Source organism: Microcystis wesenbergii FACHB-1317, assembly GCF_014696875.1.
GTDB classification, from domain to species: Bacteria; Cyanobacteriota; Cyanobacteriia; order Cyanobacteriales; family Microcystaceae; genus Microcystis; species Microcystis wesenbergii_A.
On the sequence record NZ_JACJQV010000197.1, the window covers coordinates 23,389 to 46,686 of the forward strand.

General features: G+C 37.4%; 15 protein-coding genes and 2 pseudogenes. 2 read left to right on the forward strand and 15 right to left on the reverse strand.

From position 1 onward, the window contains the following. Window positions 1-40: 40 nt before the first annotated feature. From H6F92_RS20100 to H6F92_RS20170, 15 genes are all read right to left on the reverse strand, one after another. Window positions 41-469, reverse strand: coding sequence for a hypothetical protein (locus H6F92_RS20100; RefSeq protein ID WP_190359241.1), 429 nt, complete (start codon window positions 467-469; stop codon window positions 41-43). 9 nt (window positions 470-478) lie between these two features. After that, window positions 479-2,608 carry a hypothetical protein gene (locus H6F92_RS20105; RefSeq protein WP_190359222.1) on the reverse strand — a complete coding sequence of 710 codons (2,130 nt, stop codon included), beginning with the start codon at window positions 2,606-2,608 and terminating at the stop codon, window positions 479-481. 33 nt (window positions 2,609-2,641) lie between these two features. Further along, entirely contained in the window at window positions 2,642-3,112 is a 471-nt protein-coding gene (locus tag H6F92_RS20110; RefSeq protein WP_190359223.1) for a hypothetical protein, read from the reverse strand. Between the two features lie 12 nt (window positions 3,113-3,124). Next, window positions 3,125-5,374: a hypothetical protein gene (locus H6F92_RS20115; RefSeq protein WP_190359224.1), complete on the reverse strand. Its 2,250-nt coding sequence runs from the start codon at window positions 5,372-5,374 to the stop codon at window positions 3,125-3,127. Window positions 5,375-6,084: 710 nt separating this feature from the next. Continuing rightward, entirely contained in the window at window positions 6,085-8,271 is a 2,187-nt protein-coding gene (locus H6F92_RS20120) for a baseplate J/gp47 family protein (RefSeq protein WP_190359225.1), read from the reverse strand. Window positions 8,272-8,308: 37 nt separating this feature from the next. Then, entirely contained in the window at window positions 8,309-8,707 is a 399-nt protein-coding gene (locus H6F92_RS20125; protein WP_190359226.1) for a contractile injection system sheath initiator, read from the reverse strand. A gap of 14 nt (window positions 8,708-8,721) precedes the next feature. Next, window positions 8,722-9,291 carry a hypothetical protein gene (locus H6F92_RS20130; protein ID WP_190359227.1) on the reverse strand — a complete coding sequence of 190 codons (570 nt, stop codon included), beginning with the start codon at window positions 9,289-9,291 and terminating at the stop codon, window positions 8,722-8,724. Between the two features lie 34 nt (window positions 9,292-9,325). Next, window positions 9,326-10,177: a phage baseplate assembly protein V gene (locus H6F92_RS20135; RefSeq protein ID WP_190359228.1), complete on the reverse strand. Its 852-nt coding sequence runs from the start codon at window positions 10,175-10,177 to the stop codon at window positions 9,326-9,328. Continuing rightward, entirely contained in the window at window positions 10,177-11,160 is a 984-nt protein-coding gene (locus H6F92_RS20140; protein WP_199308269.1) for a hypothetical protein, read from the reverse strand. Before H6F92_RS20140 ends, H6F92_RS20135 begins: the two co-directional genes overlap by 1 nt. Before the next feature lie 23 nt (window positions 11,161-11,183). Further along, the gene (locus tag H6F92_RS20145; protein WP_190359229.1) at window positions 11,184-14,789 is read right to left on the reverse strand and encodes a DUF4455 domain-containing protein; all 3,606 of its coding nucleotides are present in this window, start codon (window positions 14,787-14,789) and stop codon (window positions 11,184-11,186) included. Between the two features lie 286 nt (window positions 14,790-15,075). After that, window positions 15,076-15,660: a DNA circularization N-terminal domain-containing protein gene (locus H6F92_RS20150; RefSeq protein WP_190359230.1), complete on the reverse strand. Its 585-nt coding sequence runs from the start codon at window positions 15,658-15,660 to the stop codon at window positions 15,076-15,078. 2 nt (window positions 15,661-15,662) lie between these two features. Next, entirely contained in the window at window positions 15,663-17,213 is a 1,551-nt protein-coding gene (locus tag H6F92_RS20155; protein ID WP_190359231.1) for a hypothetical protein, read from the reverse strand. A gap of 141 nt (window positions 17,214-17,354) precedes the next feature. Next, the gene (locus H6F92_RS20160) at window positions 17,355-17,711 is read right to left on the reverse strand and encodes a hypothetical protein (protein WP_190359232.1); all 357 of its coding nucleotides are present in this window, start codon (window positions 17,709-17,711) and stop codon (window positions 17,355-17,357) included. Between the two features lie 5 nt (window positions 17,712-17,716). After that, entirely contained in the window at window positions 17,717-18,226 is a 510-nt protein-coding gene (locus tag H6F92_RS20165; protein ID WP_147069699.1) for a hypothetical protein, read from the reverse strand. Window positions 18,227-18,261: 35 nt separating this feature from the next. Continuing rightward, on the reverse strand, window positions 18,262-19,635 hold the full coding sequence (locus tag H6F92_RS20170; protein WP_147069696.1) for a phage tail sheath C-terminal domain-containing protein: 1,374 nt from the start codon (window positions 19,633-19,635) through the stop codon (window positions 18,262-18,264). A 663-nt stretch (window positions 19,636-20,298) separates the two neighbouring features. Here H6F92_RS20170 and H6F92_RS20175 point away from each other — a divergent pair. Beyond that, a pseudogene (locus tag H6F92_RS20175) lies at window positions 20,299-21,610 on the forward strand (RNA-guided endonuclease InsQ/TnpB family protein). A gap of 234 nt (window positions 21,611-21,844) precedes the next feature. Beyond that, window positions 21,845-23,243, forward strand: a pseudogene (locus H6F92_RS27115) (IS1634 family transposase). Window positions 23,244-23,298: the final 55 nt, after the last annotated feature.

Consider the following 23,298-nt stretch of genomic DNA (forward strand, 5'->3'; position numbering starts at 1 on the left):
AGGAAAAGCTAAAATTCAAACTGAAATTGTTCATCAGAGTTTAAGCATTAATTTTTTCGTTGATTTTTCCTTCTAATTTTTTGATAATTTTGTAGAGTTCTTGCGTAGCAGAAATATGAAGCATTGACAAGGCATCATAGTCAACGACATGAAAATCATCTACTTCTCGACCGTACACAAAAATATCACCTGTGTGGTTAAGGGAAATTTTGAATTGATCGGTTTTGATGTCTCCAACGGTAAATAATTGGCTGTCGTTGTTATTCCAGAAAATTTTAACTTTATCCCCAATCTTTAAATTATGATTGTTTAATGTCACCCAGTTTTCTTCAATAATGGCAAATTCCAAAATATCGGGAACGGTATCAACATGGGTTGACACTGCTTGGGGATAAACGGTGGCAATTGCTTGTCCGAAGGTAGGGTTAAACATGGCTTTATCACCAGTGATGAGAATGAATTCAGTCATAGATTAATATCATCCTCCGGCCCTAAAGGTAATCCCATCTAAAGAAACCCACACATTACTTCCTGATACTACTGTAACTTGTCCATCAGCAAGAATATCAACCCGACCAATTATATTAAGATTGGTTTGAACTGCTTGAAGTTCTCGATTGGAAGGTCTATAACCAACAGGAAGCGTAAAAATAGTAGTATTGTTAGTACCATTCTTGACTAACCCTCTGAGGTGAACTATTCCCAAACTATCTTTGAAATATCCAGCAGGATTATAGGTGGTATCATAATTTGTCCAACTATTCATAAATGCTGGGACTATCCAGGCTTCCTCGCTGTTAAAGTTGTTAAAGTTAAATGATAGCTGACTAAAAGCATAGCCCGTTTTTAAATGAGCATTAGGACCTCGATAAGCTTGTAATACTTCTATACATTTTGATTCTCCTTTAATAAAAAACAGTGCATAAGAAACACGATACTCTGCGCTAAAGGCTTGTTTCCCATTAATCGCATCCAACAGAGTAGCTGCTGAACCAGATTTGGGAGCCTCATGTAAAGCATCATAGCTGGCAACAGCTACTAAATCTCCAGCTGCGGCATTAGAGTTAACCCAATCAGCCCAATTATTCCAATTTGTCTTATCTCCATATACATCGTGATTCGCCTTACGTCTATAAGCACCACCTGGGTTGAGAATTATCGTATTCAATCCACGTTGTGTTGTCAGCCCAAAATCAAAGTTGGCAATCTTTAAAAATGTAATATTTCCCTCTGTTGACTCAAAGGCTGATCCTCTTAAATAGATATCATATACATCAATAATTTTATTAGCCGATAAATTAGGAATACGAGCAACATTTAATGTTCCTGTAGCAATATTTGTCGCATCAATTGTCCCCGTAATTGTACCAGTTACTTTTAAATCACCATTGATCTCTAACTTTGTACCTGGGTTTGTTGTTCCGATACCAACATTACCATCTTTGATAACCATTTGTACTGCTCCACCACCAGGATTGAGTTCCTCGTTATTATGGGAACCACCTTTATACCAAGCAAAGTTTCTATCGCTACGAAAATATTGGGTCCCATTTTGTATGCCAATTCCATAGCCAGTTGACCATAAATTAAGCATTTGACGCACTTGTGAACCAAAACTAACCGAACCTGTTACTGATAAATCACCAGAAACTGTTAGGTTGCCCCCTGAAAACTTGAAATTAGCTCCATTCTCGGCAACAAACCGAAACTCCTTAATGCCGTCATCTCCTGCTTGAATATATCCATAGCGCTTAAGATCTTGATCTGCTCCGCTACGGCTGTGATACCAATTAATGTAAGGTGATTCAGGATTTTTACTCATAAAGGAAGCCATACCGCTGGATTGACCACCACTTTGACTAAGTGTTAATGCTTGGGCTTTAACAATACCAGAAACTGATAAATTTCCAGCAACTGCAATAACGCCTGTCCCTTTTGGTTTTAATCCTAAATCTTGATTAGCAGCACTTCCAGCTGCATAAATGGTATTGAAGCCAAAGCCAATTCCTTGAGTACCACTACTATGGCGAAATTCTACACCATCATTATCAGCATTAAAATCACCGGTTATATATAAACCTTTAACGGCTGTGGGATGAGTTCCAGTGCGAGAAGCTGAGGCAATATCTAAACTAGCAATTGGATTATTAGTTCCTATTCCCACATTACCACTGGGTTTAATTCTCATTAATTCTTTACCTTGAACCTCTCCTCCGGCTAGTACATTAACAAATCTTAAGTCATCTTGTGGATCATCACCCCAAGCAATTACCGCATCTTTTCGGTTAGTTCCTTCATTTTTTAAGCCAATAAATAAACTATCACTATCCCAATTTATCTTGATTCCTTTTTGCATCCAATCACGATTTCCGCCAGTATTTCCGGCAAGAGGTGGATCGCCAATTTCTAAGACATTTGTTACTGATAAATTTCCAGAAATAATTACACTACTATTGACTTTTAAGGCCTCAGTAATAGTTAGCGGTCCTTTAAGAGTGTCGGCTCCATCTCGATTGATTTTGCGGTCAATTTCTTTGATTATGACATTCCAATCATCAGACTTGAGAATGTCACCCGGTTTTCTGTTGAGAGTGTCGGCTAATGGCATGATTGTCACCAATAATTAGAGTGTAAGTTGATTTCAAAAGGTGATTTCCCAAATCAGGGTAAGGGTAAAATCTGGAGTTTTATTAATCGGTTTAAAGATAACCCTATTATACATGACTTTATCCTCATTGAATAAAGCCGCTTCTTTTAATTCTCCATTACCTTCTTCCGCTTGAAGATCAGCCGTTATTGTTAGTTTGATTCTTTTGCTATCAGGTAACAGAACTAAATCACTGTCCTTAATGGGATTTATCTTTTTGCGGAAGATTTCTTGTGCTAATTGTAAATCATCATCACTGACCGCTTTATCATTACCTCCAATCGCAATCTGAGAAACTGGTTTAATAGTGTCTTTGAAGTCTTTACTAAAAAGTTGAGCCACTAATCTTCGTCCAGAAGTGACAATAGTATTGTTAGCGCGAATTTCTTCTACCAGTTGATTATTCAAGTCTCTTTTTTGGATGGTGAGACTTCCTTTGATGTCCATTGTGTCTTGGATAGCCATAGCTAGATCTCCTTAGGTAAATACAATTGTATCAAAATAAGTGTAGTCAAATACGGCTGAGGTCAAAAATGTATCAGACATTTCCTGTTCAGAACGCAAAGATTGTTGAGATCGACCATCAAATTCATCAGTTATGTTATGATCTTCTGAAAATTTGCCTTTTCCTTGAAATAACAATTTTTCCTGGATTTGATGGTCTTCTTGAAATTGTTGTTCATAAGCAATCTTGGCACAAATTCCCGATGCTTTGACTTTTTCAATTAAACTTTGGATTTGATTGCGTGGATGATCTAAGCTTTCGTCAAAGCGATCACTGTAACCTGGGATTTGCCAAGGAATCTTAACTGTAAAACCTCCCGGAGTTATTTGATAAAAAGAGAATGTAACCTCCAATGAATAAGATTTAGCTTGTTCCTCAGATGTAATTGAATTAGTTGCGTTACTTTCAAACAAAGAAAAGTCAAACAGAGTGTAATCAAAAGTAACTTGTGGGTTGCCAATATCCGCTTCTATTGACCATTCAGATTGACCTAAAGGTAAACTCGGCATAGCTCCCACAAGTGGAGGTTTAGGAATTGTTACTCCATTTACCATAGCTGAACCATCTGGTAGGAGTAATAAAATTTCATTGATATTGAGACTTGCTTCATATTTTATAGATTGATTATTAGTGAGATTCTTTAGAACAATATTCGTCAAAGGTGATAAAGAACCTTGCGGATTGTTACGATTATCTAAAATCTTGATTTGAATCGCAGGAATAGCTGGAACAGCATTGGGGTTTTGGACATTAAATTTATCAATATGAGGATGAATTGTGTATTTATGAAAGACTAATTCAGGAAAAAATTCAATTACCCGAATTAACTGACGATAAACCTTAAGGGTTCCATTTTTTTTAAGAATACGATAAACTTGTCCTTGGCTGGCATCAGTAAGCAACCAACACTGTTGAGATTTCTCTAACACAATAGTTGTCCCAAATGCCAAAATTAATCCTTTTTCTCGAAAGACTTGCTGAAGTTCTGCGGGTACGGTAAGTTTACTAAGAAAGGATTCTAGAGTTATCGGAATGTCAAAAAGGTAAGATTCCCAAGGTTTGATCTCTTGGCTATCATCCGTACTCATTCCTAAGTTTGCAGCAACAATTTTGACAATTCCCTCTTGAGTTGAAGCACCGGACTTTAAAACATCGATTAGGCGTTGAAGACGTTTGCGATAGACAGTAATACTTTTTTCTAAATAAGTGGGATAGGCTGTTTCTAATAGTAAGCGATTCAGCAGTTTAATTTGTGATTTAGACTGAATCAAGCTTTGTATTTCGAGAGATAAGCTTTTAAAAGTAAAACTTTTTTTATTATTTTCATAGAATTTGTCATCAGTTAAAATTTTCTGATTGAAAGCTTGAGCAAGTTGTTGAGCTACTTCTATTGCTGTCGGCGTTTTACTGGAGGGAATTTCCTCTGGATAAACCGATTCTAATAGCATTCGATTGAGTCGGATTAAATCATCTCCAACGATGACTTGAGATAAAAGGTATTCTGCTGCGGGGGAAAGCTTGGCTATTTCTATATTGGTGGTATTCTCTGGAACCGATAACAAACTAGATAAACTAATTTTGCCAATTTCTAATAAACTGTTGATTGCTTGGGTTGATAAAAATGTAGTCGCTGCTTCAGCTTGATTAATTACAGCAAGTAATTGTTGGACAAAGGAGATATTTTTAAATAAAGCTTTTAATTGATTTTTTAAGTCAATCTCAATTTCAGGCGTAATATCTTGAGGTTGAAAAGGCGGGTTTTGTCGAGAAAGTATTCTTTGAATGTCTAGAGATAAACGCCGATACAATCCTTTTGCTAATACTATTTTTACTGGTTCTAAGCCTTGAGTAATTTGTTGGAACAGGTTGATCTGTAAATTTCTTTGTTGCAGGTATTTATAAAGATTACGATCTTCTTGTAAAATCTTATTAAATTCTTTAATTAGTACAAGATTTAAATCGGTGTTAACAGATGCTGAACCATCATAATTGAATAATTTTTCCTTAGTTTCTGCTGATAATTTATCGCGCAGATAGCTGGTAAAAGCATCCTCTCCAATAATAAACTTAACAATTAGTAATGCTTGAAATTGAAAATTCTTGGAGAAGTAGGAATTGTTAACATGATATTTATTGATTAAATTTTCTGTATTTTCAAATAATTTAATTTTTGTAAAAATATAACTCGATAAAGGGTTTTCTGAATCAACCAATTCTTTCACTAATAGGGAGATTTGTGTAAAATCCCTAGGCTGAAATTCGGGATTGACTGTGGTTAATTGGGATGTTCCCCCCAATTCCGCTAACATAAGAGCAAAGATTTTATCTAAATCTCCTTTTTGGGTAGCGGTGAAACCCAGAGAACCAAAATTGTCTGCTGTATTAATAAAATGAGATTTTAAGACACGGATTAAATCCTGCTCCACTTCGTCTAGTATCTCTCCAAAAACATCCAAAAATTGAGGCAAAAAACTCTTAGGATCTTCGGGAGGATAGAAGTGGGGAAACCGACTTATGATACTAGCTGTTCTACCACTAATCGCCATTGTTTTCTCCGTCTAGGAACACAAGATGAGAGTAGGGTCGCAAGAAAGCAGGGTTGCGGTAGAAATGAGACCGTTCTCAACAACCATGGGAATCATTATAGCAGGTATGGCTAGTTAAAGCAAGCATTTATAGTTATTTCAACTAAAAATGAAACAAGTAAACTGGGTATTAGGGTGTTAGCTTCCGTAGGGGCGAAGCATTCGGATAAGAAATCTATGGTTTCAGCGATAGGTTATGCTCGAATGCTTCGCCCCTACAACTTATGTCTCAAACTTATTTGCAATGACTATATATCAGGTACGGATGATTGACCACAATCAAAAAACTCTGTGTCCTCTGTGTCTGGAGTGGTTTTTAATTAGTTGAAATATTCCAGTGCTTAGCGTTATTTCACTTCTACTGTTTCTGGAAGGTTGATTTCCTTGATTATTTCGACGGAACGAACATGAATCTCTTTATTGTTGTTAATATTTCTTGTTTGAGTGCGGTTATCAGCTTGAGAAGTTGCTTTTAGGTCAAAATTTTCGATAACGTAAGTAACGCCTCGCAATAAATTTTGTAATTCCGGCGAACTAATTGGTGTAAGAATAGCTTGTTGCAAACTTGTATAAGACAAGTTTTTCCCTTGTTCCAGCCTCGGAAATTCTTCAATGGCTTTAGTAACAGCTTTTTGTATTGGTTCAATCACATCTGTTTGCTTGAAGCCACTAGGAGAAGGATTGGGAATTACCAATTTTAAACTTAATTTAGTAATATATACCTTGATACTTTCAATCTCGCTAGTTACACAAAAATTACCAAGTTGCGCTTTTTCCCATTGTTTAACTTCAATTTGCTTTTGATTTATTCTTAATTCTTCTTGATCATTAATCAGAGTAATAAAATCATTGATATCAAGCTTGACTGGCATATCATTAACAACATTTTTGACCGCTTTTTCTAACCCATCAATATCCACGTTTTCTTCGGGTTTAAGAGTCTCTAAATAAGCATTCAAACTGTCAATAATTATTTTCTTGATTTGTTTTTTTTCTTCATCATTAGTTTTGTTAGGAGGGGTAAATTGAACTGCGCCAACAATTTTCAGAATGTTACGATAAATAAACAGATTGGCTTCGTCTAATTCCGCTTTTTCGGCAAAACTCAATTTAATTTCTTCTGGTGTAACTACTGCTAAAGGCGATAAATCTGAAGCTTGTACTTGTAACTTCAAGTCTTTATCTTTAACGGTGATTTGAGCTTCAGCAATTTTATTTTTAATATCTTCTTTTTTCACTGATTCACCAGATTTTAGATTTGTGAAATATTCTGATAATTTATCGATAATTTCTTGTTGTTGAGAAGCTTTAATATCCTGATTGATTTTAAATTGAATCCCAATAGGAACTGTTTTCACTTGTGAAGTTACCCAAATCTTATGCAGATAGATTTTTTGCGCTTCCTCAATATCAATTTGCTTTCGAGAATCATTATCAGCATAACATTGAGTTGGTGTACTGGGAATAGAGCCATTGTCTATTGGGACATAGGTACAAATTTCAAAACGCTCTATATTATAGATATTTGTTACAGAAAGAATTTGGCGAGTCAGTTGAGAAAACAACAAGGGTTGTCCCATTTTTGTTTGACTAATATAATTAATAATGCTTTCTTCAACAGATTTTTCTATTGTCTTGCGCTCCATTTCTGATATTTTTATAGCTGGATTAATTTCAATCTTAAATACAGCATCTATAGTAACAAAAATAGCTGATTGTAAACGAACAAATACCCCTGCTGCTCTAACTTTATCAATCTGGTTTTTGAGACTTTGAACTTTAGTTTCATTGCTAAAATCAACGCCATCGACAAATATGTCAACTAAACCATATTTTTTGTCAGGATCATTAAACCTTTCAATCAGTTTAACTTCTTTAACGCTCGGCTGACTTAAAAGTGCATTTTCCAGAGCAATATTAGAAGCTTTTCCAGAAGAAATCAGGGCAATTTTGGCTCTTTTTCGTAATTCTTCATCGGTTTCTGTTTTTTTTCCAGTAAACTGTATAGGACTTTTATTGATGACTGATTTAATTCCAGGAATGGGAAGAGGCATAATATTAATTGTCTCCTCCTTAGTCACCTGTTCTTCTCCTCGTTCTACAGCTTGAATTTTAACATCAAGAGTTTTTGAATTGGCGGGAAAAATTTGGGATTCAATAGTTGTATAAGCTTTTTTCGGTGATTTTTCACTGTCTTCTGTAGTCACTAAAGTTCCCACAGGAATTTCAATTATGTCGGTTCCTAAATCCCGTTGAAAAGTGACGGTTCCCTCGGCAAAATCTGGTAATCCTCGTTGAATTCCTAGCAAAGCTACCAACATTTCTAATTGTGAACCTTCTGCTGAATCAATAAAGGCTGACAGATAAACTTGATTTAATTGTTCGTAGAGTATCCCAATTTCATAAGCAAAAGATTCATACATGGTGCGAATAACGCTACCTACCTGAAAATCTGTCAAAGTAGGAACTTTTTCTTGGGATTTCTGCACCATGTTGGTGTAGATTTCTTCAAATTTTTTCGGTTCAAAAGTCATAATCTAATTCTCGGTGTTGGTGAAAGGATAATTATGGCTAAAGATTGATGGCTAACTGAATGTTAAGAGCGGTAGATTCTCCTACAGGTTGCAAAATAATTGTTGTTAGTAAAACATTGCGTTTATCTAAGTCGCGAGAAGGTGGTTCAAATCTAATTTCCTTGATTTCAGCAATCCGAGATTCTTGCTCTAAGCATTCTCTGATATAAAGTTCTGCAAGCTTACGAGTACGAATATTATTAGGTTCTCCCATTAATAAATAAAGGCGAGATCCATAGGATGGATGTCCTAATTTTGTCAATTCTCCCCGACGAGTATAAAATCTATTAACAATAGCTTGCGCTAGATTTTTTCGGCCATCAACTCGATTAAGATCTTGTTTTTGTCCTAGTTCCCCCGGTGTTAATTGCAGATCAAATGTATTGAGACTGGTCATATTTTAACCCTCAATTATTTATTTAAGCTTTGTTTGATTTCCTGAATTAATTCCTGTTTCATAGTGGTGGAAAGTTTTCCAGTAATTTCTTTTTCTACGGTAAGATTGCCTTTAACCGTCACTGTTTTATTGACAGCAGGACTTAATTCAATGTTACCGGCTAAATCAAAACGAATTGCTGCGCCATTTTCTAGCTTGATTTCTAATCCTTGATCTAACAGGGTTAAAGAACAACTCGGTTTTTTATCCCTTTTAATGATAACTTTTCCACTAGCGGGGATGAGTTCAATATTACCCTCCTGAGTGACTGAGAGTTTATTATTGTTGTCAGTAATTAAAGAAATTCCCTCCTTTTGATGTAGATTAATAAGAGCATGACCGGATTTATTCCCTTCGTGGGGACAATTCTGATCTGTGCCTATGCACCATTTACCATTATGGGGTTTTTCGATGCGACTAGGCATATCATAGGGACAGATAAAAATCTGAAGAAAAAGCTCTGGTCTTTCTGTCGTTTTGTCAACAATTCCATCAGTTTGACTTGAATATTCATAATCGCTGTTTGCGCCTTTAAGTCTGACCATGATTTAAGCCTCTTTGTCAATTTTACTTAGTTAATTATCCTACTTTTGTATTTCTTGCTTTAGCTTGAATTGAGTTAATTTTTTCAGTCGGAACCAGAATCGGACAAGGCGCACCTAAATTTCCCAGATGGGTATGAGTTGTTAACAAAATGTCATCATTGTCGGCGATCGCATTGGCGGGAACTCTCCCCCCAACTTGGATACTAGAAGTAGCAGCATCGCCAATTTTTATCCCACCTAAACTTTTCAAAGTCAGATTACTACTTGCTGCATCAATAGTAATTCCTCCACTGGCAATTTCAATTTTACAAGTCCCATTATCAATCGTCAAAGTCGTCCCTTTAAGAACAATATTACACTGTTGAGTTTTTAAGGTCATATCGCCATCATTAAGATTAATTTCGCATTTCTCATTAGTTGTTGTGATTTCTTTATCCTTCACTGTCACAATGCTTTTTTCATCTTTACTGGTAATGGTAATCACACTATCTTTATCAATCTTAATTTGACTACCATTTTCCAGAGGATGTTGTAATAAAAATTCTTGCTCTTGGTTGACAGGTGGCTGATCTTGATCATTGTATAAACGACCAATAATCACAGGAGAATTGAGATCACCCCCAATAAAAGTAACCAAAACCAGGTCATCAACTTTGGGAATATTTACCCATCCTAAATGGGGAGTAGCAAGGGGAACTTTCCTGAGTTCAAAATCAGTTCCGTCTGGTTGCCTTTTATTTTTCAATTTTACTGAACATTGATAATTATCTTGATCATTTTCTGCTGAATGAGGAAAAATTGCAGTAACAATACCAAGTTCAGTAGTGTAGATTTTTTGTGCTTCCTGTTGAGCAACTTTTTTCATTACGCCGACAATTGAATCCATTAGACTTCCTCCCAGTGAATAGTAGTATAAAATCCCTTGTGACGAGATAAATAATGTTCTACTCCCGTAATCTTAAAAGTACCATTAAGCGACGATATTGGCATTTTAGCAATTTCAACACCGTCGCCTAATTTAGCTTCAGGTTCCCCCACAACTTTAATCACTCCTTTTTGTTTTTTCTGGTATTTGTTTAAGTAAGCTTTAGCAATTTTGTTGGCAATATCTTGAGTTCTAGCAGTAGAATCTTCTAGTTGCAAAGTTGCTGGAGATTTTTTGCCATCAGTTCCTTTAACCTCTTTTTTAGTGAGCCAAGATACAGCTTTTTCCCCTTGTCCCTGACTAGCGGGACTTTCCCCATAAACTTCTACCCCAGATTGCAAGGGATTTTCCTCCATCTGTTCCCAAGCAAGAAGATTAATGCCATACTCAAATTTATGTTTTTTTGAGGTTTTATAGGGAGCAAAAACTAATTGGTCTTCAATATTAGCATACAGATCAAAGCCGCATTTCTGAGCTAAGATTTGTAAATTTTCATAAACTGTGTGCTGATTTCCGATAACATAGACAGGAAATTTAATCCCATTGTCAACTTGCTTAACTTTCAACCCCAATATATTTTGAGCAATATTTTTTACTATATCTCCAGCAAAGGACTTTTCATAGAGGAGGTTAAATTTTGCCTTCGTCAAGCTACTAAAACTACTCATAGCTTCAATATTTACCTGATCAACCTGCCATTTTATCTGGCTAATTTTACCTTGAAAAACCTGACTTAATTGAGAATTACTTCCTAATTTAACTGTTATCGATTCATCAAGAGAGGGAGCCAACGAATCAGCAAGAATGAGGGAAATCTGACATAAATTTACAGGAATATTCAATGAAGAACTTACCCGCAAGTTTAAAACCAACGATGAATCATCAACCGTATAAGTGGTAGTACCAATCGTTACTTTATAGTTAACTTGTAGAGGTTGATTCATAAATTTAGTTTAACCTCCTTCTCTTAAACGGGAATAGCTACTAATAAACTTCGGTAAGCATCACTGACATCTTCTAATCCGATACCTAACTCACTTTCTAACCCATATAATCGTTCAATTAAAGCTTTAAAAATACGATCAATTTTCTGGCGTATTTCTTGATAAGCAGCTACTACTTTTTGATATTCATCATTAAGTGCATCTTCTAAAGCTTTAGGAATATCAAGGATGAGTTTGACAATGTTAGCATGAAGTTGATCTAGTTTTTTGACTATTTCGGTGGGATAAATATCCTTCAATTTCCCTAAGAAGAATGGATAAATTGATTGTAAGCTCAGAATTATTTCTTGAGGATAAGCGGTTTCTAGCAGTAACCGATTTAAGCGGATAGTTTCTAGTTCGCTGCGCTGGGGTTTAGCAATTAAATCTTTAGCTTCTTGGGGAAGATTTTCAGCAACTAATTTGAAGCGTTCAGTTCCGTAGAAATTTACATCTGTTAGTAATTTATTGAGAGCATTAAAAAGAGCTTTTTGCGTTCCTGGTTGGTTAGGATCAGCATTTTCTAGCAAGGCTTTTTGCGTTTCATTGAGAGTTGTCCAGAAGTAGGCTGAAACTGCATCCAATGGCTCTTTACGCCGTAATTTTGTCAAGAGATGTACCACAGTACCACCTTTAAAATCACTGACATCATAGAAAGAATTTAGAATCAGCAAAGGTCTTAGTTCTTTGAGTTTATCAACAATCTCTTTGTAAATTGTTTCCAGGGAATCAATAATTTTATTTACAGTACCATCAATAGCAGTTTTAACTTTATTGATCGAATCTCGAATAAGTTTACCAAAATCAGCGGTTAAATTTTTCAGAATGTTGGCGATTTCTGTAGGAGCAGATTGCAAGCGTTGAATGACTTTCTTAATTTCTGCTAGGATAGTACGGGGTTGAGCAAGAATTTCATCCAAGGTACTAAGAATCCTTTTGAGCGGACCTGTCAACTGAGATTCGATTTCATTGGGAATGACTTTTTTCAAATCAGCAATAATTTGTTCATCACTTCGCGCTGTAGAACTTTTCAGTAAGTTGTCTAACTTTTCTCTGGTTGGATTTGACAAAGGAGTTAGAGCTTTTGTACCAGGATCGTTGGTGACTTTTGCAGTGACTAATCTTTGACGTAAATCAGTCATACGAGTTAACAAGTCTCGATAATCTACCGCAAATTCCGCCGGTGGATTAAAATTATCTAAAAGTGGCTTGCTGCGATTCCATTCAGCAGCAAAATTATCGGCTGCCTTTTGATAGTTTTCCCAAGCTTGGTTTAACTCATTCATGGCGTTACTGATCGCAATGTTAGGATCGGTTGCATAGTTGGTAAGATTAGTACGTAAGCTAGTTAACGCAGCACTCAACTTAGTTTCATCAATGTTATTAACCCGTTCTAGAATTTTCGCTTTAATAGTATCTACTTGTTGAATTTGTTCTTGGAGGTTAAGGCTCAAAATTTCTTCTAAAGTTTGCCAAAAACCAGAATTTAACACATTGTCTAATCCTAAACCGCTTAACAATTTTTCCACATCACCGATGGCTTCAATAACTTTATTGATCAGTTGTTCAACTGGTAAGTTATCTAAGATGCTTTTCAGTGCATTTAGCTTTTCCGTCAAGAACTGTGTGAGTTTTTCAGGAGAGAGAGAGTCAACAACTGCCAGTAATTTTTCATAAAGTTCTTCTAAGCGTTCTAAAAGCTGATTAGGATTCAAAATTTCTAACTTTTCTAGTAAGGTTTCATACAGTTCTTTAACTGTCTCTAAAAGTACAGAAGGTTTATATTTATTGAGTTCCGTCACTAGAGATTGAATATAAGGATCAAGAAAAGTCTTAACTAAGGTTCCAGGAGCAAAAGATTTAACTTGTTCATCAACTTGTTTAATTTCTCCCTGAATTGAATCTACTAAACCAACAACCGGATCTAACAGAGAATCGAAGGCTGCTGTTAATTCTGGATTAACTACCCCAGGAACATCAATTTCTTGGAGAATTTTGACTCCTACTTTTAAGGCGGTTTTTTGTGCCGTCCCCATGGTAGAAACATCTATCTTTTTGAGTTCTAGTTCTAATTTATTGGTTTGAGTAACTGCCAATTGAAAAGCAGGTTCAAGGGAAACTTTCTGTAAAGCAGCCACCACTTGATCGATACCTTGATCAGCTTTATTTAAAGCATCTTTAACCGGTTGACTCTGTAAAACACCTGTTACTTTACCCAGAAGTTCTTTGATTTTTGCTTTCAATTGTTCCTGACTAAGTTCAGTAGTAATTTTTTTATTTACTTCATCTAAAGATTTCTCAATTGTTTGAGTTGTCTGTTTAATTTGTTGCGCTACTGTTTCAATACCTTGTACCGCAGTATTAGCAAATTGATTGATCGCTTGCTTTAAAGGTTTAACAATTTCATCAGATTTTGCTGCTGTTTGTTCAACAAAATCAACTAATTTATCAATCGTATTAGTCAGATAAGCTTGAACCTGATCTAAAGCTTTTCCCGCTTGTTCAATTTTATCGGCGATCGCTTTTAAAATCTTGTTCCCGATTTCGCTGACTTTGGTAATAGCCTGATCAATTAAATCTTGAATGTTTGTAATGAAGGTTTTTAGTTGTTCTGTGACTGTCGTAATCCTTTCGTTTAAACTGTTGACAAAATTTTCTATACCTTGAAACATTTTGGAAAGAGTTTCAATTTGTCCCCCTCCACTATTGGGAAGATTTGTCAAAAGCGTAGAAAACTTATCAATATCAAAAGAGTTAAGATTTTTAACTGCTAAATTAATCTGTTCTCCTTGAGAGTTAACCTCCGATAACCAGCTTTTGATTTGTTGTCTTAAGGGTATAATTTTGGCGCGGCTTAAATTTTTAGGATCGAGAGATTTCAGAAAATTTTGATAATCTTTATAAAGTTGGTTCTGTTGATTAAGTTGTAAGGTATAGAGTTGAATCGCTCCATTGGGTAAGATATAATTAAGTTCTTGAATTTGTTCAACAAAAATTTCAGTTAAAGCCTCAGAACTAAGCCTATCTAACCATTCGTCTGGATTAGATAATTTATCAATAAAATTTTTAAAGGCTTTAATAATAGCATCTAAAACTTTACCCGGAAAAGCTTGAGCATTATTGAGAAACTCTTGAAACTCGTCAAAGGGAGTTGATTGATTTTGGGAAATACCAAGTTGACCAAAATTAGCATTACCAGTAATAGATGAAGTTAAATTACTAAGAGAACTATTAACTTGATCTGTGACAGCTAATCCTTTAAAAGTATCTGCGCCGGGGTTAGCTGGGATTGACTGGGTTAAAGTGTCTATACTAATGCTAGAAATATCGCCTAATTTTCCCGTAACCTGTGTTTGAATTTCACCCACGGAAAAAGGTGCTGTAGGAATCTTTATCGGATCGCTGGTAATTTGTTGAGTTACTTGATCAAAGCTATTGGTTAAATCTGAGGAAGGAAGAGGGGTAACTTTTCCCCCTAAATTATCCTTAACTAATTTCTGAGACGTGGTAAAAGGGTTTCCCGCTTCCGCAAAAGTTGCTTGTGAATCTACATCAAGGGTTTGGATTTGATCGAGAATTGCTAAACTCATAATTTTTATTTAAAGTAATGGTTAATAATCCGAGCGTCTGACACAAATCGTCACATTTTTTCTGCGCTGACAGTTAGGTGATACAGTGCGAGACTTAGAGCTAATCCCCGATTCTTTGAAAAGTCTTAGGACATCAAGGATTTCAGGGAAAATGGAACTGTTATCAAAACCTATGGTAATCATTATAGCAGGTGTCGGGGGACTGTCAATAAAGTTATAATGGGGAGGGGAGTGTGGAGACTGTGGGAGGAAAATCTCAAAAATCCTAAAGAACACCATATTTTCACTAAAGGTTAAAGAGTGATTTTAAATCACTAAGATTACCATCAAGAGTGCTAGTTGCTTCTTTGATAGGATCGAGAGAAGCTTTTAATGGTTCTATCGGATTAGTAATTGCTGGAATTGAACCAAATTGTAAAGCATCTGGTAGCATAGCAACGGTCATAAAACTAGCAGCATCTGCTTTAATATTAGCATCAACAGAAGCCCCTTGTGCAACTGTTTGACTAGGAGTTGGAGGTACATATTCAGCTAGGGTTAAAGTATAGCTAAATTGATCGGGATCTGTGGCAGATTGAACAACGGCAAACCTTTCTAAAATGACTTGACTAAAATAGGATTGTCCGATAATTTCAGCAATAAATTCAACTGGTTTTTGCTCTTTGTAAATTTTTCTTAATTTCTCTAAATCAGCCAAGTATTTATTACCATAAAAAATGCCTTTGATTTGTAATCTTACCGAATCTCTACCAAAATTCTGGACTAGGTTTCCCTGTTTTCCCGGAATTTGGTGATAGACAAAGTTATTTTGCTCGATTGTCTCGATTTGATGTACTCGATTCAGTTGAATTCCTGCGATTTCAATTGCCATATTTAACCTCCATAAAATCGTCGGTATTCTTGATTAATTTTTGTTTGTAGAGTTTCTAGAATATAATCTAGATCGATTGCTTGTTGTTCAGTATCTTGCAGGCTATGGTGTTGATTTAAAGATTGATTTTCAGATTCCTGTTCATTTATTTCTAATTCTGTTTCTTGAATATTAGAAAAGTTGCTGTTAATATTATTGATCTGATGATATAATTTTTCTCTGGATTGCTGTAAAAATTGGGGTGGAATTGGTAACATCTTAGCAGGCTGAGAGATAATATCAGCCGTTGTTGCTGAATCTAAGGGTAAATTGTCTCCTGATATATCCCTAACTAAATCGGTTAATTCTTGCCAGTTTTTCCCTGAGGGATTATTTAACTCAATTTCAGTCTTTTGTCCAGAATTTTGCCAAGGGGTTGTTTCCAAATTGAGATTATCTGAATCTAAGGGTAAATTGTCTCCTGATATATCCCTAACTAAATCAGTTAATTCTTGCCAGTTTTTCGGTGAGGGATTATTTGACTCAATTTCAGTCTTTTGTCCAGAATTTTGCCAAGGGGTTGTTTCCAAATTGAGTTTATCTGAATCTACGGGTAAATTTCCTCCTGATATATCCCTAACTACATCGGTTAACTCTCGCCAGTTTTTCGGTTCAGTCTTTTGTCTAGAACTTTCCCAGGGGGTTGTTTCCAAATTGAGTTTATCTGAATCTACGGGTAAATTTTCTGCTGATATATCCCTAACTAAATCGGTTAATTCTTGCCAGTTTTTCAGTGAGGGATTATTTGACTCAATTTCAGTCTTTTGTCTAGAATTTTGCCAAGGGGTGGTTTCCAAATTGAGGTTATCTGAATCTACGGGTAAATTTTCTGCTGATATATCCCTAACTAAATCGGTTAATTCTTGCCAGTTTTTCGGTGAGGGATTATCTGACTCAATTTCAGTCTTTTGTTGAGGATTTTCCCAACGGTTTGTTTCCAAATCCAAATTGAGGTTATCTGAATCTAAGGGTAAATTTTCTCCTGATATATCCCTAACTAAATTAGTTAATTCTCGCTGGCTTTTCGTTGCGTTATTCTGCGGATAAATATTATTAGCTTGATGATTATCATCAAAACTTATCTGTTTGTTTTGACGAATGTTATATGAATTTTCTTGCTCCTTTTGTAAAGGGTGATAATTTTTTTTCCTTACTCTTGGATTAGGTTGAGTATAATCAGAAGTTGAAGCCAAAGATTGACGAGAAAATGACATTAAAGAAGAAGTATTTCCCCCTAGGTCAAATGGGAAACTATCCCTTTCAAGAGAAGACATTTCCCCATTTTTAGACCTTAAAGATGGAACAAAATCAGCAGTTAGCCAAGCCTCCCAATCTCTAAATAAATCGGTTATTTCCGATAAATCTTCTACAGCAAGGTGCAATCTTGCTAAAGGTTGCAGGTCTTTTTCTAAAAGCTCTATACTATTGAGCCAGTTGTCAATTAAAGAATCACTCCATTCTTGAAACTCTTGGCATAATTCTAAACCGAGGCTGACTAGGAAATCATCATTCATGGTTTTTGGTTGAATCCTGAGCGATCATTTGTAAATATAGAGAAACTTGCGCCATTGTCATTGTTTGTACTTGTTGGGGAGTCCAACCAAATTCCCTAGCGAGGATATAAGCCGCTTGTACCCAAGGGGACTGACTAACATCTAGGAAAGATTTTTTTTTCCTGTTAAACCACTAATTTGGCGGATATTGTCAATTAAAAAATTGACCAATCCTAAAGGGAGTTGTTTAACTTGTTCCAAGGATAAAGTTGGCTCAACTAAGGATTCTTTAATCATTAAAAGGGGAATTAATCCTGCATCCTGTCGAGAAGCCTTCATGATTAATTGAAATCTCCCAATAGTCAGAGGACGAATCTGGACAATTCGCCTCGACTCTGGGAATTTATCGGCTGAAGTATCCAGTTCGCCTGGATGCAAAATACTGACTGGGATAGCAATATCAAAAGTGACAGAAGCACCCGCTAACAGGTCTTCTGGAGTCAGGGAAATTTCAGCCATAATTGTTAGCCTGCGGTTTCTTCGCTGCTGATCCGTAAAGCGCGGAAAGTAACCCCTTCCATGATAAAATCATCTTCTGGCAAACTGAAACTCCACTTTTCAAACTTGACCCCAAATAGTACGAGTTTGCTGCTGTTGCTGGGGAGTGCGGGATTTTTTAAATTGATGACGATGTTGAAAGTTGGCTGGGGAATCGGGTCTGCTGGCGGTGGACTTTTTGCCGCATCACCTAACAATAACCGCAAGAGTGCGCCGTTAATGTGAGCGCGTTCAGCAAAGCCTGAAACATCAACATTACCTGGACGGAGTTCAGTAGGAAAGCGCTTGCCAATTTCGTGATAGGGTCTGATCTCATTGTGGACGTTCACCTGTACATTTCGCAGTCGTCCCACGACATTAGAAAACTCATACTCACTAATCAATCCATCCGCCAGTTTTCCTTCTTCGGTGGCTTTGTCATCCACAGCTAAGACTAGGGTAGCATCAGACCCTCGAAAAACGTTGTTATTGGCCATAGTTTTCCTCCTCTGAGAAGTAATTGATGGGTGGGTTAACCGAGATACATGGTTACTTTGATGAAGTCAATACTGAAGGTCGGTCGCAGGGTCATGGTCACGATCGCTTCTCCGGCAATTTCCTGAACTCGGTTAGCGGTGACGGCTAACTCATAGCTAATCAGAGCTTCATTCTGGACCATGCGCGTCAAGAAGGCATCAAGAGTAGCTTTCATCGCTCCCCGTACCCGTTCGTTATTCAACTTGCCAATGTAGGGATCGCAGGCGGAGCGCACCCCGTAAATGGCAAAGTCAACAATCCGCCGAGTGGTAATCTGATGCCAAGCAGAATTGGTGGCGGTGGTAATGCCTTTGACCACCCGAAAACCCTCCCGTTTCTCGATCGCCAGCACTCGCTTCCCGACCAGCTTTTCCAACTGGGAGGTGGAAAACTCCTTGGCGAGTCCAGGAATCGTCAAAGGTTTGTTAGTCGGACTAGCCTGCACTGGCAGAGATGCCAGTAGGCCCGCGACTGCTGCTGCTGTGTAAGCGCCTGAGAGTTTAACCTGGGGGGAGATTTGTAGTCCTGGTGCGACCAAAATCAGGCGATCGCTATCCAGGGGGTGTCCGGCGATCGTGTCAACATCATCAGGGGTTCCGCTACCAATAATGCCGATCCGTTCTCGCTTGATTGTCGCGGTTGTGTTCAAGTGACCCAGCAGTGCTGTCACCATTTCGGGGTTGGTGACATCCTGTCCGGCCAGCAAAACCAAGTTTATTAGTTCATTCTCCAATTGTGCCAGACTATTTTTATATTCCTTAGCCGGTTCTCCATCGGAGCCTGCGGCCAATTCCTCCCCACTTTCGCTGGTGTTTTTTGGCAAAGTATCGGAGGAAGAGCCTTTAGCTAGAGTGGCAGTTACTAAAGTAGAACCTTTAGTCTGGTTATTGACTTGTTGTTCCAGGTCGCCGGACTTAGAAATGGTATAGGTTTCTTTCGTATTTTGATAGGTTAGCTCGACTTTTTTGCTGTTAGCAGGCGAGTCAGCATCAGTGATTTTGATCTTGATGTCATTACCCCAGTTTCCTGGAGTTTTTGCCTCTAGTGTCACCAGATCTTTGTCAGAGCTATCTTTGATTTTGTAGGTAGCTTTGGCGGCTTTAGCAGCTGTACGAACTGCATACACAGTCTTACCGCCATTGTTATAAATCTGCTCTAGTGCTTGAATTAAGGTTAGTTGGCGAGCGGGATCAATTTCCCCGAAAATTGCTTTAGCTTCCGAAAAACTACCAAGAATTTGTACCTCATCCACTGGTCCTTTGGCTGCGGTTCCAACAATTCCGATATTTCCTGAAACAACCTGACCAGCACTAATCAGTCCTTCATCTCGTACTGTTATGTAAGTACCCGGCAAGATGGCCTCAACCATGAGAGGTTCCTCCTATTTTGGGAAAATTTTAGGTTTATCGTAGCCACCTGGTTTACTCTCGTCGTCACCCTTGGCAGTCGTGCCAAGCAGAGAATAAACTCACAAGCGAGCCGATTTAATTGTAGCTGACATTCCGCAGCTCTTCATATACTTTTATATATTTTTACATTCCCCAAGATGTTTTGACGAAAAACCTTCATTGTAGAAACTACTATTGAGAACATTTTCAATAATTAATTTTTTCTGAGAAAAAATTTTACAATTCTTCACCTTGATAAAAATCCATGATTGTAGCTATAGTCCTTACTGGCAAGGGGTTTTAAGCAATATTTTAGTAAAAATTAGCACTTACGCATTGACAAAAAGGCTTAAATGTGTGTGGTCTAATTTTGTTATTCTTAGATACAATTTCTCTCTCGACTCTTGACAAAACCCTCTCCGATTTGATTTCCTGACACAAGGGCATCTCTTATAACAGAACAACTGATGAGAAACATTACCTTAAATGTCGGATGAATGCCACCGCTAAATTTTTCGACAAGACATCAACCTTTGCGGGGGATGAAATCCGACCAGGATATTGACCGCGAACCACGATTTTAATTCTACCATTTGTAAGTAAACTGTGTTATACTTAATTGCTCCAGGGTCGAGGATTAATCAATGCTAGTCGTAGAAGCCAAGTTAAAAAACGGAACACCAGAACAATACCAGAGACTAGATGAAGCAATTAGGACATCTCAGTTTGTGCGTAACTCTTGTGTTCGTTATTGTCTGGACAATAAGGGGACAACCCGCAATGATCTCCAAAAACTTTGTGCGGTACTAGCAGACAACAAAAAAACACATTGGGTTAATAAATTAAACTCTCAAGCTCGTCAATCGGCTGCTGATAGAGCCTGGCAATCAATTAACAGGTTCTACCAAAATTGTCGATGCTCAGATACCTGGGAAGAAAGGTTTTCCTCGGTTCAAAAAGCATAACCGTTCGGTTGAATACAAACTAACAGGCTACCAACTATCTGATGCTCGACGTAAAATCAAGTTCACTGACGGTTTTAAAGCAGGAGAATTTGATTTATGGTGTAGTCAAAAGACCTTAGTTTATTATTCAGAGCAACAGATTAGACGGGTAAGAGTTGTTAGACGTGCTGACGGTTATTATTGCCAGTTTTTAATTGACGTAGAACGGCAAGAATACCATAAACCAACGGGACAAATAATAGGAATTGACTTAGGTTTAAAAGAGTTTTATACTGACGCTCAAGGCAATACCGTAGAAAATCTCCGTTATTTAAGCAAGTCAGAAAAACGACTGAAAAAAGCACAAAGGAGATTATCAAAACGATTTCGTCAAGGAAACAAACAGTCTAAAAACTATCACAAGCAACGGATAAAAGTGGCTAGGCTTCACCTTAAAGTATCAAGACAACGTCAAGACAAAGCAATTAAAGACGCTTTGGCGTTAGTCCAGTCTAATGCTCTGGTAGTCTATGAAGCTTTAAAGATAAGAAACTTAGTCAAAAACCGTAAGCTGGCCCAGTCGATTAGTGATGCTTCTTGGTATCAATTCACTGAATGGTTTGAATTTTTTCCAAGATTTATCGGATTGTTATTGTTGCTGTACCACCGCATTTTACTAGCCAAGATTGTTCAGTTTGTGGGACGAGAGTTCAAAAATCATTAAGCACTAGAACTCATCAGTGTTCTAACTGTAAAACAGTCTTAGATAGGGATCATAACGCAGCAGTAAATATTCTTAAAAAAGGGTTGAAATATTTGGGAAATCATCTCAACGGTACTGTTGGGCAAACAGAAACCGACCCAAACCCCCCCCCGATGTCGGGGGGCAAGGGGGGGGGAGAGTCCGGCAAGAAAGATTTTCAGTGGAGACATTGAGAATCTAAGCTGTCTCGTTGAACAAGGAATTTACGATAGTGATAGGTCAAGAATCCCCAGTCACAGCGTAGCTTGACGGTGGGAGTATGTCAAGAAGCCAACAACTGCTCAATGTAATCTGGCTATTTACACCCTATTTTTGCTCGGCGAACCTAAATATAGCTGAACTTACCCCATACATATATACCACAATAGCCGAAAACCCTTATCCATCAATGGATGCACCCCCTTAACTTTTCTTAATGTACCCATGTAATTTGTAACATTTCTTAATGGACAAGAATTCTCTCCATTTGCTAAAATGATAGCCATGTATATAGAAAAAGTTCCTAACCGTAATTCCCCCCCCGCCGTTCTTCTTCGAGAGTCCTACCGAGAAGGAGAACAAGTCAAAAAAAGAACCCTGGCCAATCTCTCAAAATTACCCGATGATATTATCGACAATCTGAAACTGGCTCTCAAAGGAGCAACACTGTCCATGACTGAAGGCATTCCCAATCATTTTGAAGTGATTAGAAGTCTTCCTCATGGTCATGTAATGGCTATTTTAGAGACGATTAAAAAATTGGGTTTAGATAAAATAATCAGTGAAAAATCCTCTCGAATCAGAAACTTAGTGGTGGCGATGATTGTGGCAAGAATCATCAATCCTAAATCAAAACTAGCCACAGCGAGAGGGTTTAATAGTGAGACTTGCAGCCAGAGTTTAGGACAATTGTTAGACTTAGAGAAAGCCGATGAAGACGAATTATATAACGCCTTAGATTGGTTATTAGAAAAACAAGAGAAAATTGAGAAGCCCCTAGCAATTAAACACTTAGAATCAGGAACATTAGTCTTGTATGATGTCACTTCTACCTACCTAGAAGGAAATGGTTGTGAACTGGGAAAATATGGTGATAATCGAGATAAAAAGAAAGGGAAAACTCAGATAGTTTTTGGTTTGTTATGTTCGGCTAAGGGTTGTCCGATAGCGGTAGAAGTATTTGAAGGAAACACCTCAGACGGTGCTACTTTAGGCGGACAAATTGAGAAAGTCAGAAAGGGTTGGGGGATTGAGAATGTGGTCTGGGTAAGTGAGCGAGGGATTTTAACCAACTCGAAAATCAAGGAATTAGTAAAACCGATAGAAGGATTAGACTATATTACCGGTTTAACTAGGGTCGGCTGAAAAAGTAGGGGCGAAGCATTCGGGCAATAACCTATCGGTGAAACCGTAGATTTTCTATCCGAATGCTTCGCCCCTACAGGACGCGGGCCGATGAAGACGCCAGGTTTTGAAGCACGATTCTCTCAAAATCTTGCACCTGTGGGAGCAAGAAAAGCCACAAAACCCTTACCATGCCTACATTTCACATTTATTCAGCCAACCCTATGTATGTTGGCTTATTATGTGGAATGGCATTTAAAACAGTCCTTGGCTCCTTTATTATTTAAGGATGAAGAAATTGATGATAGTTCTCTGAATGTGATTAAAGCGAGTCGCAGTGAATCCGTTCAATCTAAAGAGAGAAAAAAACGGAATCAAGAGAACCTCCCTGTGCATAGTTTTCGGACTTTGTTGGAAGACCTGGGGACAATTTGCTTGAATACAGTAGAATGTACGATTAGAGAGGGAAGTTATCGTTTTTCTAAGATAACTCGACCGACTTCTCTACAACAATCATGCGTTAGATTTATTGGAAGTTTCCCTAATTTGTACCCAGTAACGGGGCGCTGGAAATTCTTTTAATCCCTTCTACAGCACAGCTTATGGCTTTTTGT